This window comes from Streptococcus mitis (genome assembly GCF_000722765.2).
Lineage (GTDB): Bacteria > Bacillota > Bacilli > Lactobacillales > Streptococcaceae > Streptococcus > Streptococcus mitis_AQ.
The window spans coordinates 612766-627328 of record NZ_CP028415.1; the positions used below are offsets into that span (position 1 = coordinate 612766).

The 14563-nt window shown below is 42.6% G+C and carries 16 protein-coding genes; 15 read left to right on the top strand and 1 reads right to left on the bottom strand.

Annotation, left to right across the window (positions count from 1 at the left end; translation table 11 throughout):
- Positions 1 to 14: 14 nt before the first annotated feature.
- The 8 genes from SK637_RS03385 (at position 15) to SK637_RS03420 (ending at position 6429) form a co-directional block, all read left to right on the top strand.
- Complete coding sequence (locus SK637_RS03385; protein WP_033688482.1) at positions 15 to 893, top strand: phosphate ABC transporter substrate-binding protein PstS family protein; 879 nt, start codon at positions 15 to 17, stop codon at positions 891 to 893.
- The gene (gene pstC, locus SK637_RS03390; RefSeq protein WP_001070901.1) at positions 893 to 1810 is read left to right on the top strand and encodes a phosphate ABC transporter permease subunit PstC; all 918 of its coding nucleotides are present in this window, start codon (positions 893 to 895) and stop codon (positions 1808 to 1810) included. The genes SK637_RS03385 and pstC overlap by 1 nt, the downstream gene beginning before the upstream one ends.
- Positions 1800 to 2684 (top strand): phosphate ABC transporter permease PstA, encoded by an 885-nt coding sequence (gene pstA / locus SK637_RS03395; protein WP_000543046.1) that lies wholly within the window; start codon positions 1800 to 1802, stop codon positions 2682 to 2684. The genes pstC and pstA overlap by 11 nt, the downstream gene beginning before the upstream one ends.
- A 10-nt stretch (positions 2685 to 2694) precedes the next feature.
- Positions 2695 to 3498, top strand: a complete 804-nt coding sequence (gene pstB, locus SK637_RS03400; protein ID WP_000049848.1) for a phosphate ABC transporter ATP-binding protein PstB — start codon at positions 2695 to 2697, stop codon at positions 3496 to 3498.
- Between the two features lie 12 nt (positions 3499 to 3510).
- On the top strand, positions 3511 to 4269 hold the full coding sequence (pstB, locus tag SK637_RS03405; protein ID WP_000133484.1) for a phosphate ABC transporter ATP-binding protein PstB: 759 nt from the start codon (positions 3511 to 3513) through the stop codon (positions 4267 to 4269).
- An 11-nt stretch (positions 4270 to 4280) separates the two neighbouring features.
- The gene (gene phoU, locus SK637_RS03410; protein ID WP_033688484.1) at positions 4281 to 4934 is read left to right on the top strand and encodes a phosphate signaling complex protein PhoU; all 654 of its coding nucleotides are present in this window, start codon (positions 4281 to 4283) and stop codon (positions 4932 to 4934) included.
- A gap of 91 nt (positions 4935 to 5025) precedes the next feature.
- Entirely contained in the window at positions 5026 to 5493 is a 468-nt protein-coding gene (locus SK637_RS03415; RefSeq protein WP_001106783.1) for an NUDIX hydrolase, read from the top strand.
- A gap of 120 nt (positions 5494 to 5613) precedes the next feature.
- Complete coding sequence (locus SK637_RS03420) at positions 5614 to 6429, top strand: ABC transporter substrate-binding protein (RefSeq protein WP_033688487.1); 816 nt, start codon at positions 5614 to 5616, stop codon at positions 6427 to 6429.
- A 173-nt stretch (positions 6430 to 6602) separates the two neighbouring features.
- Here the strand turns inward: SK637_RS03420 and SK637_RS03425 are convergent, their stop codons facing one another.
- Entirely contained in the window at positions 6603 to 7874 is a 1272-nt protein-coding gene (locus tag SK637_RS03425; protein WP_033688491.1) for an aminotransferase-like domain-containing protein, read from the bottom strand.
- 141 nt (positions 7875 to 8015) lie between these two features.
- Between SK637_RS03425 and budA the strand changes: the two genes are divergently transcribed.
- The 7 genes from budA (at position 8016) to SK637_RS03460 (ending at position 14468) form a co-directional block, all read left to right on the top strand.
- Positions 8016 to 8747: an acetolactate decarboxylase gene (gene budA / locus SK637_RS03430; protein WP_000360298.1), complete on the top strand. Its 732-nt coding sequence runs from the start codon at positions 8016 to 8018 to the stop codon at positions 8745 to 8747.
- A gap of 9 nt (positions 8748 to 8756) precedes the next feature.
- On the top strand, positions 8757 to 9509 hold the full coding sequence (locus tag SK637_RS03435; RefSeq protein WP_033688494.1) for a YhfC family intramembrane metalloprotease: 753 nt from the start codon (positions 8757 to 8759) through the stop codon (positions 9507 to 9509).
- Positions 9510 to 9621: 112 nt separating this feature from the next.
- Positions 9622 to 10527, top strand: coding sequence for a UDP-N-acetylmuramate dehydrogenase (gene murB, locus SK637_RS03440; RefSeq protein ID WP_033688496.1), 906 nt, complete (start codon positions 9622 to 9624; stop codon positions 10525 to 10527).
- 159 nt (positions 10528 to 10686) lie between these two features.
- Positions 10687 to 11844 carry an ABC transporter ATP-binding protein gene (locus SK637_RS03445; RefSeq protein ID WP_033688498.1) on the top strand — a complete coding sequence of 386 codons (1158 nt, stop codon included), beginning with the start codon at positions 10687 to 10689 and terminating at the stop codon, positions 11842 to 11844.
- Entirely contained in the window at positions 11825 to 12631 is an 807-nt protein-coding gene (locus tag SK637_RS03450) for an ABC transporter permease (protein WP_000753801.1), read from the top strand. Before SK637_RS03445 ends, SK637_RS03450 begins: the two co-directional genes overlap by 20 nt.
- Positions 12628 to 13401: an ABC transporter permease gene (locus tag SK637_RS03455; RefSeq protein ID WP_033688501.1), complete on the top strand. Its 774-nt coding sequence runs from the start codon at positions 12628 to 12630 to the stop codon at positions 13399 to 13401. The genes SK637_RS03450 and SK637_RS03455 overlap by 4 nt, the downstream gene beginning before the upstream one ends.
- Positions 13398 to 14468, top strand: a complete 1071-nt coding sequence (locus SK637_RS03460) for an ABC transporter substrate-binding protein (protein ID WP_020901515.1) — start codon at positions 13398 to 13400, stop codon at positions 14466 to 14468. The genes SK637_RS03455 and SK637_RS03460 overlap by 4 nt, the downstream gene beginning before the upstream one ends.
- Positions 14469 to 14563 lie beyond the last annotated feature (95 nt).

The window sequence follows — 14563 nt, forward strand, 5'->3', positions numbered from 1 at the left end:
CAAGGAGAAAAACAGTGAAAAAAAGGAAAAAACTCGCTCTATCCCTTGCGGCTCTTTTGCTAGCAGGCTCTTTGGCGGGATGTGCTAGCTGGATTGATCGTGGAGAATCTATGACAGCTGTTGGCTCAACTGCTCTTCAGCCCTTGGTTGAAGCAGCAGCAGATGAATTTGGCTCTATGCACGTTGGAAAAACAGTCAACGTCCAAGGTGGAGGATCTGGTACAGGTCTGTCTCAGGTTCAATCTGGAGCCGTTGATGTAGGAAATTCAGACGTATTTGCCGAGGAAAAAGACGGTATTAACGCATCCGCTCTAGTGGACCATAAGGTAGCCGTAGCGGGCTTGGCAGTCATTGTAAACAAAGAAGTTGATGTTGAAAATCTGACAACTGAACAACTCCGTAGCATCTTCACAGGTCAAGTGACCAACTGGAAAGAAGTCGGTGGGAAAGACCTAACCATTTCCATTATCAACCGCGCGGCAAGTTCTGGTTCGCGTGCAACCTTTGATAGTGTTGTCATGGATGGTCAATCTGCCGTGCAGAGTCAAGAACAGGATTCAAATGGGATGGTCAAAAACATTGTTTCCCAGACACCAGGAGCCATTTCTTACCTAGCCTTTGCCTATGTGGATGATTCAGTTAAACGTATGAAGTTGAATGGCTATGAGCCGATTGCAGAAAATGTTACAAGTAATAACTGGCCTTTGTGGTCTTATGAACACATGTACACCCTAGGTCAACCAAATGAATTGGTGGCAGAATTTCTCAACTTTGTCCTCTCTGATGAAGCGCAAAGTGGAATCGTTAAGGGGATGGGCTATATTTCTGTCAAGGAAATGAAGGTTGAAAAAGATGCTGTAGGAACGGTGACAGCACTAGAAGGGAGTCACTAATGAATCAAGAAGAATTAGCTAAAAAATTACTTTCTCCCTCAAAGAACTCTCGTTTAGAGAAACTTGGAAAAGGCTTGACCTTTGCCTGTCTGTCTTTGATTGTCATCATTGTGGCTATGATTTTGATTTTTGTAGCTCAAAAAGGCTTGTCGACCTTCTTTATCAATGGAGTTAATATCTTTGATTTCCTTTTTGGCCAAACTTGGAATCCTTCAGGTAAACAATTTGGTGCCCTTCCCATGATTTTGGGTTCCTTTATTGTCACAATCCTATCAGCTCTTATCGCAACTCCTTTTGCCATTGGTGCGGCAGTCTTTATGACCGAAGTCTCACCAAAAGGTGCTAGAATCTTGCAACCAGCTATTGAATTGCTGGTCGGGATTCCTTCAGTCGTGTATGGATTTATCGGTTTGCAGGTCGTAGTTCCCTTTGTTCGCAGTGTCTTTGGTGGAACTGGATTTGGAATTTTGTCAGGGATTTTCGTTCTCTTTGTCATGATATTACCGACGGTAACCTTTATGACAACCGATAGCTTGCGTGCGGTACCTCGTCACTACCGCGAAGCTAGTTTGGCTATGGGGGCCACTCGTTGGCAAACTATCTGGCGAGTGACTTTGAAGGCAGCGCGTTCAGGGATTTTCACAGCAGTGGTCTTTGGGATGGCGCGTGCCTTTGGTGAGGCTTTGGCCATTCAGATGGTAGTCGGAAACTCAGCCGTTGTCCCAACTTCATTGACAACACCTGCTGCGACCTTGACCTCTGTTTTGACCATGGGTATCGGAAATACCGTTATGGGAACCGTTGACAATAACGTTCTCTGGTCACTGGCCTTAGTCTTGCTTTTGATGAGTTTGGCCTTCAACAGTGTGATTAAATTGATTACGAAAGAAAGAGGAAAGAAAAACTATGCACGCTAAGAAATTAGATAAAATTGCAACAGCTGTCCTCTACTCAATTGCAGGAATTATCGTTGCCATCTTGGCATCCTTGATTCTCTATATCTTGGTTCGTGGTTTGCCCCACATCTCTTGGTCTTTCTTGACTGGCAAATCATCTTCTTACCAAGCAGGCGGAGGGATTGGAATTCAGCTCTATAATTCCTTCTTCCTTTTGGTCATTACCTTGATTATCTCTGTGCCCTTGTCAATGGGAGCTGGGATTTTCCTAGCTGAATATGCTAAAAAAGGTCCTGTGACCAATTTTGTCAGAACCTGTATTGAAATCTTGTCTTCACTGCCATCAGTGGTTGTGGGTCTCTTTGGTTACTTGATCTTTGTAGTTCAGTTTGAGTATGGATTTTCAATCATTTCAGGTGCCTTGGCCTTGACGGTCTTTAACCTGCCTCAGATGACTCGTAATGTTGAGGACAGCTTGAAACACGTTCACCATACGCAACGTGAGGCTGGTTTAGCCCTTGGAATTTCTCGCTGGGAGACAGTGGTCCATGTGGTCATTCCAGAAGCCCTACCAGGTATTGTGACGGGGGTTGTCTTGGCCTCTGGTCGTATCTTTGGTGAGGCTGCGGCTCTTATCTATACAGCAGGACAATCCGCTCCAGCCCTTGACTGGTCTAACTGGAATATTCTCAGTGTGACCAGCCCAATCTCTATCTTCCGTCAAGCAGAAACCTTGGCTGTCCACATCTGGAAAGTCAATAGTGAAGGTACCATTCCAGATGGAACCATTGTATCAGCAGGTTCTGCAGCCGTGCTCCTCATCTTTATCCTCATCTTTAACTTTGGAGCCCGTAAACTCGGAAGCTACCTACATAAGAAATTAACCGCTGCCTAAAGGAGAAGCCATGTCAAAATATAATTGGGATGAAAAGCATATCATCACCTTTCCTGAAGAGAAAGTGGCCCTCTCTACTAAGGATTTACATGTTTACTACGGTAAAAATGAATCTATTAAGGGCATCGATATGCAATTTGAAAAGAATAAAATTACAGCCTTAATTGGCCCTTCTGGTTCAGGGAAATCAACCTACCTCCGCAGTCTCAATCGTATGAATGATACCATTGATATTGCCAAGGTCACAGGTCAAATCCTCTACCAAGGGATTGATGTTAACCGTCCAGAAATCAACGTTTATGAAATGCGCAAGCATATCGGGATGGTCTTCCAACGACCAAATCCCTTTGCTAAGTCTATCTACCGCAACATCACTTTTGCCCATGAACGTGCAGGGGTTAAGGACAAGCAAGTCTTGGATGAAATTGTAGAAACCTCTCTTCGTCAAGCTGCCCTTTGGGACCAGGTCAAAGACGATTTGCACAAGTCAGCCTTGACCCTATCAGGTGGTCAGCAGCAACGTCTCTGTATCGCTCGTGCTATTTCGGTCAAACCAGATATCCTCTTGATGGATGAGCCTGCGTCTGCCTTGGATCCGATTGCGACAGCTCAGCTGGAAGAAACCATGCTGGAGTTGAAGAAGGATTTTACCATTATCATCGTGACCCACAGTATGCAGCAGGCTGCGCGTGCTAGTGACTACACAGGATTTTTCTACTTGGGTGACTTGATCGAGTACGATAAGACCTCTAATATTTTCCAAAATGCCAAACTACAGTCAACCAATGACTACGTAACAGGACACTTTGGATAGAAAGGAAACAGTATGACAGAAGCGATTTTACAGGTGTCAGACCTGTCCGTTTACTACAATCAAAAAAAGGCCTTGAATAGTGTTTCCCTATCTTTCCAACCTAAGGAAATTACAGCCTTGATTGGTCCATCTGGATCAGGGAAGTCAACTCTTCTCAAGGCTATCAACCGTATGGGGGATCTCAATCCAGAGGTAACCACAACTGGTTCGGTGGTTTACAACGGTCACAACATCTACAGTCCGCGTACAGATACAGTTGAATTGCGGAAGGAAATCGGTATGGTTTTCCAACAACCAAACCCCTTCCCTATGTCTATCTACGAAAATGTTGTCTATGGGCTTCGTATCAATGGAGTTAAGGATAAGCAGGTTCTGGATGAAGCAGTTGAAAAAGCCCTACAACGAGCTTCTATCTGGGATGAGGTCAAGGATCGCCTGCATGATTCAGCTATCGGGCTTTCAGGTGGACAACAGCAACGTGTCTGCGTTGCTCGTGTCTTGGCAACCAGTCCTAAAATCATCCTCTTGGATGAACCGACTTCAGCCTTGGACCCTATCTCGGCTGGTAAGATTGAGGAAACCTTGTATGGTCTAAAAGATAAATACACCATGCTCTTGGTTACGCGTTCCATGCAACAAGCCTCTCGTATCTCTGACAAGACAGGATTTTTCCTAGATGGAGATTTAATCGAGTTTAACGATACCAAGAAGATGTTCCTCAACCCACAACACAAGGAAACAGAAGATTATATTTCAGGAAAATTTGGATAAGGAGATAAATGATGTTACGTTCTCAATTTGAGGAAGATTTAGAGAAATTGCACAACCAGTTCTATGCTATGGGACAAGAAGTTCTATCCCAAATCAATCGGACAGTGCGTGCCTTTGTTACGCATGACCGTGATTTGGCCAAAGAAGTTATCGAAGACGATGCAGAAGTAAACGAATACGAAGTGAAATTGGAGAAAAAATCATTTGAAATGATTGCCCTTCAACAACCAGTTTCTCAAGATTTGCGTACTGTTCTAACAGTCTTGAAGGCTGTATCTGACTTGGAACGTATGGGGGATCATGCTGTTTCCATTGCAAAGGCGGCAATTCGTATGAAGGGGGAGCAACGTATTCCAGCTGTTGAAGAAGAAATCAAGAGAATGGGTCGCGATGTCAAGAATTTCGTTGAAGCAGCCCTTGAACTCTATCTGAATGGTTCAGTAGATCAGGCCTATGAAGTAGCAGCTATGGATGAAAAAATCAACCATTACTTTGATAGCATTCGTGACTTGGCTACAGAAGAAATCAAGAAAAATCCTGATTCCATTGTTACAGGTCGTGATTATTTCCAAGTGATTGCCTTCTTGGAACGTATTGGAGACTATGCCAAAAATATCTGTGAATGGGTTGTTTACTTTGAAACAGGTAAGATTGTCGAACTATAAAGTATTCAAAGGATAAAATTATTGTGAAAGCTTACTTTTTAATACAGTAAGCTTTCATTGTATAGATAGTTTACTTTGTCAGAGGTGAATAATGAACTACATACAGAATATCAGAAAAAAAGTTGGAAAAGATAAAATTATTTTAAATTTTACCTGTGGAATATTAAGTCAATCAGGAAAAATTTTATTACAAAAACGAGCAGATAAAGGAACGTGGGGATTACCAGGTGGTGCTCTTGAATTAGGAGAATCGGCTTTAGAAGCTTTAGTGCGAGAGTTTTATGAAGAAACAGGAGTCGAAGTGAGGGTGGAAAAACTCTTAAATGTTTATACAAAATATTCAGACAGTTATCCGAATGGTGATGAGGCTCAAGTTCTTACAATCTTGTATTTAGTTTCATCTGAAACTTCTATCTCTACAAATTTTTTTACAAGTGATGAAACTTTAGAATTAGGATTTTTTGATCATAGTGACATACAAAATATTGCAATTGTAAACCAGCAGCATCAAGATATGATAAATGATTTTTTTGAAAATAAGTTCCCAATAGATAGATAAACTAACCACTGTATTTCTATTTTTTAGTAAATATATTTTATGAAAATGTAAGAAAAATACTTGACAAGCAACTTGGATAGCGTTATAATTATACAAAATTAACAGAGAGGTTGTTTATTTATGAAATCAAAAAAATGGATATTTGTTTTATGTAGCTTTCTTGCAAGTTTCTTCTTAGTGGCTTGCCAGTCGGGTTCGAATGGTTCTCAGTCAGCTGTTGAGGCCATTAAGCAAAAGGGGAAGTTAGTTGTGGCGACTAGTCCTGACTATGCACCTTTTGAATTCCAATCCTTAGTTGACGGAAAAAACCAGGTAGTCGGTGCGGATATTGATATGGCTCAGGCTATCGCTGATGAACTTGGGGTGAAATTGGAAATCTCAAGCATGAGTTTTGATAATGTCTTGACTAGTCTTCAAACTGGTAAGTCTGACCTAGCGGTTGCGGGAATTAGCGCTACTGACGAGAGAAAAGAAGTCTTTGATTTTTCAATCCCTTACTATGAAAACAAGATTAGTTTCTTGGTTCGTAAGTCTGATGTAGAAAAGTACAAGGATTTAACTAGCCTTGAAAGTGCTAATATTGCAGCCCAAAAAGGAACCGTTCCAGAAGCAATGGTCAAGGAACAATTGCCAAAAGCTCAATTGACTTCCCTAGCTAATATGGGTGAAGCTGTTAATGAATTACAGGCTGGAAAAGTAGATGCTGTTCACATGGATGAGCCTGTTGCCCTTAGCTATGCTGCTAAAAACGCCGACCTAGCTGTCGCAACTGTCAGCTTGAAGATGAAGGACGGCGAAGCTAATGCAGTTGCCCTTAGAAAAAATAGTGCTGATTTGAAAGAAGTGGTGGACAAGGTCATCCAAAAACTCAAGGATGACGGTACCTACCAAAAATATCTTGAAAAAGCGGCAACCTTAACAGAAGTTGAAGAATAATACTCAATGAAAATCAAAGAGCAAACTAGGAAGCTAGCCGCAGGTTGCTCAAAGCACTGCTTTGAGGTTGTAGATAAGACTGACGAAGTCAGTTACATACATCTACGCTAAGGCGACGCTGACGTGGTTTGAAGAGATTTTCGAAGAGTATAAGAAAAAAGCAGAGTTGGAAGTCAATCCAATTCTGCTTTTAAATAGTTTAAAACCTTTTCCAGATTGTCTAAGGACACCTTGGCAAATTGATAAGGACAGGCACACAAGTAAGCCTCTTCAAAGAAATCCAAGCCTAGTTGGCTGTGTTTGAGACTGGAAATTTTAGGGTATCGTCTGAGATCAAGCAATATACCATCGTGTAGGGGAAAATGAGGAAGGGGACAAGGAGTGTTAGCTAGTCTTTCCTCGATTTGTTTTTGGTAGTATTCCTGATTGGACAAGCGAGCTAGCCGGTTTTTCTCAAACAGTTGACTATCAATATAGAGTGACAGGGCCTTTTGCATGATGAGGTTGCTGTCGTAATCTAGGATATTTTTGTAGGCCACAAAGGCTTCTTTGATAGCATTTGGAAGGATGAGTGCTGTAATCCGCAGGGCTGGAAAGAGGCTGGTTGAGAAGGACTTTATGTAAATGACGCGCTCCTCTGTATCTAGATAGTGGAAGGTCTGGCCCTTTTTAGAGTCCAAATCCCCCAGATAGTCGTCCTCTACGATATAGACTCCATACTTGGCAGCTAAGTCAAGAATAGCCCGTTTGTCCTGCTCTGAATAGGAATGTCCCAGAGGATAGTGAAAACGAGGAATGGTATAGAAAAACTTAATTTGTCCTGTTTTGAAGTGGCCTTCCAGTTCCTCCAAGTCAATCCCATCAATGCCTCGTTCGATCGTTTGATAGTCCAGACCTTGAGCAATCAAGAGGCGATTCATCCGATGGTAGGTAGGCTGTTCCACCAAGATTTCCTTTGCTTGGCTAGGAAAGGATATTTGAGAGAGGATAAACAAGGCTTGTTGAGTTCCAGAAGTCAGTACCAGTTGATCAGCCTTGCAGTAGAGAGCTTGGTCAAAGAGGAGTTTATGAATGGATTGTCTTAAGTCTTCTAATCCTTCTTGGTTATCATAGTAGTTGAAGAGGTAGTTTTCCCGGCCAATCAGGGTTTCATTGACACAGAGTCGGAAATCGTCATAGGCACTGGCGTGTTCATCGGTAACCTCGATTTCTAGGTCCTGGTGTTGCCCTTGTTCTAGGACATAGTAACCACTCTGGGGCTTGGCATAGAGATATTGTTCGTGCCGTAATTCCAACAGGGCTCGTTGGACAGTATCCTTGCTACAGTGAAAGTCAAGGCTCAGTTGACGGATAGAAGGCAGTCGGCTACCCGTTGGAAAGCGTCCAGACTCGATACCATTTTTCAGATAGGAAACAACCTCTTGGTACTTGCTTTGTTTCTTCATTCCAGACCTCCCTTGATTTTGTTACATTGTACCCTTTTTTTTCTTTCTTGGCAATGTCTAGGGTGTTTCTCTCGTTCACATCTAAGGCCAAATGTGGTATACTTAGGAGTATGATTTATAGAATAACAGATAAGAAAGTGAATGGATAAGAACGTGCAGGAACCAGTGAAATTATTTCAATACAATACCCTTGGAGCCTTGATGGCAGGCCTTTATGGTGGTACCATGACAGTAGGAGAATTGCTAGAGCATGGTGACCTTGGTTTGGGAACCTTGGATTCTATTGATGGGGAATTGATTGTATTGGATGGCAAGGCCTACCAGGCCAAAGGCTCAGGAGATCAGCCAGAAATTGTGGAAGTATCACCAGATGCCCTTATTCCTTATGCAGCAGTAGTACCGCATCAGGCAGAGGTCATTTTCCGCCAGCGCTTTGAGATGACAGACAAGGAATTGGAAGAGCGAATCGAGTCTTATTATGATGGGGAAAATCTTTTCCGCTCTATCAAGATTCGTGGGGAATTTTCTCATATGCATGTGCGCATGATTCCCAAGTCGACACCAGATACCAAGTTTGCTGAGGTCGCAACCCATCAACCGGAATATAGTCGCGACAATGTGGCGGGAACCATCGTTGGTTTCTGGACGCCAGAGATTTTCCATGGGGTCAGTGTGGCAGGCTATCATCTGCACTTCATCTCAGATGATTTGACCTTCGGTGGTCATGTCATGGACTTTGTCATCAAGGAAGGCATTATCGAGGTGGGAGCTGTTGATCAGTTGGACCAACGTTTCCCAGTCCAAGACCGTCAATACTTGTTTGCTAAGTTCAATGTTGACGAGATGAAAAAAGATATTGAAAAGGCGGAATAGGAGAAGAAAATGACCATTCATATTATCATTACCATGGTGCTGTTGCTAGCTTTTCTGTTTGGGAGCATTTGGTATGCCAAAAAGAAATACCAGATTAATCTAGCTGTCTTGGGCTTGGGGGCTGTTGCTTTCTTTGTCTCTTCACAGATTTTAGAAAAACTGGTGCATATCTTAGTTTTGCATCCTCAAAAAGACGGTAGTATTGCCCTCTTGCAGGATCATCCACTTCTCTATATCATCTATGGCCTAGTCATGGCAGCATTTTTTGAGGAAACTGCTCGTCTTATTTTCTTCAAATGGTTGGAGAAAAAGAGAAGTTTGGAAAAGGCAGATGCCTTGGCTTATGGATTGGGGCATGGTGGCTTGGAGTTGATTTTCCTAGGTCTTACTAGTTTGATTAATCTCTACATCGTTCTCTCAGCAGTTCAAACGCAAAATCCACAGGTTATGCAATTGCTGTCTGAAAATATGTTGAAAACGATTCAGTCGCTATCAGTCTGGCAGATTTATTTGCTTGGTTTTGAGAGAATCTTGGCGCTAGGTTTCCAATTACTCTTGACTGTTTGGGTTTACCAAGCTGTTCGCCAGAAGAAATGGATTTATCTCCTAGCGGCCTATGGACTACATGCCTTCTTTGACCTGGTACCATCTCTAGCTCAAGTAGGATGGATTACAAGTCCAGTCTTGGTTGAAGTTGTCCTAGCAATTGAACTTGTTCTAGTCGCCTATGGAACCAAGGCCATCTTTTGCAAAAAATCATAAGAAAAGGGGGAAACCTCTTTTTTTGTTTAAAATAAGCCCAAGATTTTTTTAGGGTCGTCAAATGGTCTTAAAAATGGTATAATGGAATGAATTTTGTAAAAGGAAGAGTGTCATGTCAGTAAAAGAAAAAATACTTGAAATCTTAGAAGGGATTGATATCCGTTTCAAGGAACCCTTGCATAGCTATAGTTATACAAAAGTAGGTGGAGAGGCTGATTATCTGGTCTTTCCACGAAATCGTTTTGAGTTGGCTCGCGTTGTTAAATTTGCCAATCAAGAAAATATTCCTTGGATGGTTCTTGGAAATGCTAGTAACATCATCGTTCGTGATGGAGGTATTCGTGGATTTGTCATCTTGTGTGACAAGCTTAATAACGTTTCCGTTGATGGCTATACTATTGAAGCAGAAGCTGGTGCTAACTTGATTGAGACAACTCGCATTGCCCTTCGTCATAGTTTGACTGGTTTTGAGTTTGCTTGTGGCATTCCTGGAAGTGTCGGTGGTGCTGTCTTTATGAATGCGGGTGCCTATGGTGGCGAGATTGCCCATATCTTACAGTCTTGTAAGGTCTTGACCAAGGATGGAGAAATCGAGACCCTGTCTGCCAAAGATTTGGCTTTTGGTTACCGCCATTCAGCCATTCAGGAGTCTGGTGCAATTGTCTTGTCAGCTAAATTTTCCCTTGCTCCAGGAAACCATCAGGTTATCAAGCAAGAAATGGATCGCTTGACGCATCTCCGTGAACTCAAGCAACCTTTAGAATACCCATCTTGTGGTTCAGTATTTAAGCGTCCAGTAGGGCATTTTGCAGGTCAGTTAATTTCAGAAGCTGGCTTGAAAGGCTATCGTATTGGTGGAGTAGAAGTCTCAGAAAAACACGCAGGTTTTATGATTAATGTTGCTGATGGAACGGCCAAAGACTACGAAGACTTGATTGAGTCTGTGATTGAAAAAGTCAAGGAACACTCTGGCGTTACTCTTGAGAGAGAAGTCCGTATTTTAGGTGAAAGTAAGTAGGAAGCTGTAGTTGAAAAGCTGCTGCTATGTCATGGAAAGGGGGTGAAAGCCTATCGTCAGTGCAGAAGAATGTAGGCAGTTCAATCTCCTACACGAGGTGGTAGCGGCCTGACAGAGCCCTGATCTGTTAATCTATGAAAAAGAAGGAATAAATGACAATTGAAAAAACCAATTATTGAATTCAAAAACGTCTCTAAAGTTTTTGAAGACAGCAACACCAAGGTTCTCAAAGACATCAACTTTGAGTTGGAAGAAGGGAAATTCTATACCCTTCTAGGCGCATCTGGTTCAGGGAAATCAACCATCCTAAACATTATTGCAGGTTTACTGGATGCGACGACAGGAGATATTTTACTGGACGGTGTCCGCATCAATGACATCCCAACCAACAAGCGAGACGTCCATACGGTCTTCCAATCCTATGCCTTGTTTCCACATATGAATGTGTTTGAAAATGTTGCCTTTCCGCTCCGCTTGCGCAAGATTGACAAGAAAGAAATCGAGAAACGCGTAGCGGAAGTTCTCAAGATGGTTCAGTTGGAAGGGTATGAAAAACGTTCCATTCGTAAACTTTCTGGAGGACAACGTCAGCGTGTGGCTATTGCCCGTGCCATCATCAACCAACCCCGTGTGGTTTTGTTGGACGAGCCTTTGTCAGCGTTGGACTTGAAATTAAGAACAGACATGCAGTACGAACTGCGTGAACTGCAACAACGATTGGGTATTACCTTTGTTTTTGTCACTCACGATCAGGAAGAAGCACTTGCCATGAGTGACTGGATTTTCGTTATGAATGATGGTGAGATTGTCCAGTCTGGAACTCCTGTGGACATCTACGATGAGCCGATCAACCACTTTGTTGCCACCTTTATCGGTGAGTCAAATATCTTGCCAGGTACCATGATTGAGGACTACTTGGTTGAGTTTAACGGCAAACGCTTCGAAGCAGTCGATGGGGGGATGAAGCCAAATGAGCCTGTTGAAATCGTTATTCGTCCAGAGGACTTGCGTATTACCCTGCCTGAAGAAGGCAAGCTCCAAGTTAAGGTTGATACCCAGCTCTTCCGTGGGGTTCACTATGAGATTATCGCTTACGATGAACTTGGAAATGAATGGATGATTCACTCGACTCGTAAGGCCATCGTGGGTGAGGAAATCGGTCTGGACTTTGAACCAGAAGACATCCACATCATGCGTCTCAACGAAACAGAAGAAGAGTTCGATGCTCGTATCGAAGAATATGTGGAAATCGAAGAGCAAGAAGCAGGTCTGATCAATGCAATCGAGGAGGAAAGAGATGAAGAAAACAAGCTCTAAACTCTTTGTAGTGCCCTACATGCTTTGGATTGCCCTCTTTGTCCTGGCACCCTTGGTCTTGATTTTTGGACAATCCTTTTTCAACATCGAAGGCCAGTTTAGTTTAGAAAACTATAAATCTTACTTTGCGTCACAAAACTTGACCTACCTAAAAATGAGCTTCAACTCAGTGCTTTATGCAGGAATTGTGACCTTTGTGACCTTGCTTATCAGCTATCCGACAGCCCTCTTTTTGACTCGTCTCAAGCACCGTCAACTCTGGCTCATGCTGATTATCCTGCCAACTTGGATCAATTTGCTCCTTAAAGCTTATGCTTTTATCGGGATTTTTGGTCAAAATGGCTCTATTAACCAGTTTTTGGAATTTATCGGAATCGGTTCGCAACAGTTGCTCTTTACCGATTTCTCATTTATCTTTGTCGCAAGCTACATCGAGCTTCCCTTTATGATTTTGCCCATTTTCAATGTCTTGGACGATATGGACAACAATCTCATCAATGCCAGTTACGACCTCGGTGCGACCAAGTGGGAGACTTTCCGCCATGTCATTTTCCCTCTGTCTATGAACGGCGTGCGAAGTGGGGTCCAATCTGTCTTTATCCCAAGTTTGAGTCTCTTCATGCTGACCCGTTTGATTGGTGGGAACCGCGTTATCACCTTGGGGACGGCTATTGAACAGAATTTTCTAACCAATGACAACTACGGTATGGGTTCAACCATTGGTGTAATTCTCATCCTGACCATGTTCATCACCATGTGGGTGACCAAGGAAAGGAGAGAACGATGAAAAAATTTGCCAACCTTTATCTGGGACTGGTCTTTCTTGTCCTCTACCTGCCGATTTTTTACTTAATTGGCTATGCCTTTAATGCAGGTAACGACATGAATAGCTTTACAGGCTTTAGCTTGAGCCATTTTAAAACCATGTTTGGCGATAGTCGTCTTATGTTGATTGTGACTCAGACCTTTTTCTTGGCCTTCCTATCAGCCTTGATAGCGACCATTATTGGGACTTTCGGTGCTATTTACATTTACCAGTCTCGTAAGAAATACCAAGAAGCCTTTCTTTCACTCAATAATATCCTCATGGTTGCGCCTGATGTTATGATTGGTGCCAGCTTCTTGATTCTCTTTACCCAACTCAAGTTTTCACTTGGCTTTTTGACGGTTCTATCTAGTCACGTGGCCTTCTCCATTCCTATCGTGGTCTTGATGGTCTTGCCACGTCTTAAGGAAATGAATGGCGATATGATTCATGCGGCCTATGACCTTGGTGCCAGTCAATTTCAGATGTTCAAGGAAATCATGCTTCCTTACCTAACTCCGTCTATCATTGCAGGTTATTTCATGGCCTTCACCTATTCTCTAGATGACTTTGCTGTGACCTTCTTTGTAACGGGAAATGGCTTTTCAACCCTGTCAGTCGAGATTTACTCTCGTGCTCGTAAGGGGATTTCGCTAGAAATCAATGCCCTGTCTGCCCTTGTCTTTCTCTTTAGTATTATCTTAGTTGTTGGATATTACTTTATCTCACGTGAGAAGGAGGAGCAAGCATGAAAAAACTCTATTCATTTTTAGCAGGAATTGCAGCCATTATTCTGGTCTTGTGGGGAATTGCGACTCATCTCGATAGTAAAATCAATAGCCGAGATAGTCAAAAACTGGTTATCTACAACTGGGGAGACTATATCGATCCAGAACTCTTGGAGCAGTTCACGGAAGAAACAGGAATCCAAGTCCAGTATGAGACCTTTGATTCCAACGAAGCCATGTATACCAAGATCAAGCAGGGTGGAACGACCTACGATATTGCCATTCCTAGTGAATACATGATTAACAAGATGAAGGACGAAGATCTCTTGGTTCCGCTTGATTATTCAAAACTTGAAGGTCTTGAAAATATAGGACCAGAGTTTCTCAACCAGTCCTTTGACCCAGGAAATAAATTCTCCATCCCTTACTTCTGGGGAACACTGGGAATTGTCTACAATGAAACCATGGTAGACGAAGCACCTGAGCATTGGGACGACCTTTGGAAGCCAGAGTATAAAAACTCTATCATGCTCTTTGATGGGGCGCGTGAGGTACTGGGACTCGGGCTCAACTCGCTGGGCTACAGCCTCAACTCCAAGGATACCCAGCAGTTGGAAGAGACAGTGGACAAGCTTTACAAGCTGACTCCAAATATAAAGGCTATTGTGGCCGACGAGATGAAGGGCTACATGATCCAGAACAATGCTGCTATCGGCGTGACCTTCTCTGGTGAAGCCAGCCAAATGCTAGAAAAAAATGAAAATCTACGCTATGTGGTACCGACAGAGGCCAGCAACCTTTGGTTTGACAATATGGTTATTCCCAAAACAGTCAAAAACCAAGATGCAGCCTATGCTTTTATCAATTTTATGTTGAAACCCGAAAATGCTCTCAAAAATGCGGAGTATGTTGGCTATTCAACACCAAACCTACCAGCTAAGGAATTACTCCCAGAGGAGAAAAAAGAAGACAAGGCCTTCTATCCAGACGCTGAAACTATGAAACACCTAGAAGTTTATGAGAAATTTGACCATAAATGGACAGGCAAATATAGCGACCTCTTCCTACAGTTTAAAATGTATCGGAAGTAGAGTTAGCAGTCACGAAACGAATCAGTCAAGCTGGTTCGTTTTTTAAAAAATAAAAGGCAATTTTCGTAACGGTATCTTTTTCTATGATAGTTGCT

Bases quoted from the DNA above. Each gene is read 5' to 3' on its own strand.
- pstC (WP_001070901.1), top strand. From the start codon at position 893: ATGAATCAAGAAGAATTAGCTAAAAAATTACTTTCTCCCTCAAAGAAC.
- pstA (WP_000543046.1), top strand. From the start codon at position 1,800: ATGCACGCTAAGAAATTAGATAAAATTGCAACAGCTGTCCTCTACTCA.
- pstB (WP_000049848.1), top strand. From the start codon at position 2,695: ATGTCAAAATATAATTGGGATGAAAAGCATATCATCACCTTTCCTGAA.
- pstB (WP_000133484.1), top strand. From the start codon at position 3,511: ATGACAGAAGCGATTTTACAGGTGTCAGACCTGTCCGTTTACTACAAT.
- phoU (WP_033688484.1), top strand. From the start codon at position 4,281: ATGTTACGTTCTCAATTTGAGGAAGATTTAGAGAAATTGCACAACCAG.
- SK637_RS03415 (WP_001106783.1), top strand. From the start codon at position 5,026: ATGAACTACATACAGAATATCAGAAAAAAAGTTGGAAAAGATAAAATT.
- SK637_RS03420 (WP_033688487.1), top strand. From the start codon at position 5,614: ATGAAATCAAAAAAATGGATATTTGTTTTATGTAGCTTTCTTGCAAGT.
- SK637_RS03425 (WP_033688491.1), bottom strand. From the start codon at position 7,874: ATGAAGAAACAAAGCAAGTACCAAGAGGTTGTTTCCTATCTGAAAAAT.
- budA (WP_000360298.1), top strand. From the start codon at position 8,016: ATGGATAAGAACGTGCAGGAACCAGTGAAATTATTTCAATACAATACC.
- SK637_RS03435 (WP_033688494.1), top strand. From the start codon at position 8,757: ATGACCATTCATATTATCATTACCATGGTGCTGTTGCTAGCTTTTCTG.
- murB (WP_033688496.1), top strand. From the start codon at position 9,622: ATGTCAGTAAAAGAAAAAATACTTGAAATCTTAGAAGGGATTGATATC.
- SK637_RS03450 (WP_000753801.1), top strand. From the start codon at position 11,825: ATGAAGAAAACAAGCTCTAAACTCTTTGTAGTGCCCTACATGCTTTGG.
- SK637_RS03455 (WP_033688501.1), top strand. From the start codon at position 12,628: ATGAAAAAATTTGCCAACCTTTATCTGGGACTGGTCTTTCTTGTCCTC.
- SK637_RS03460 (WP_020901515.1), top strand. From the start codon at position 13,398: ATGAAAAAACTCTATTCATTTTTAGCAGGAATTGCAGCCATTATTCTG.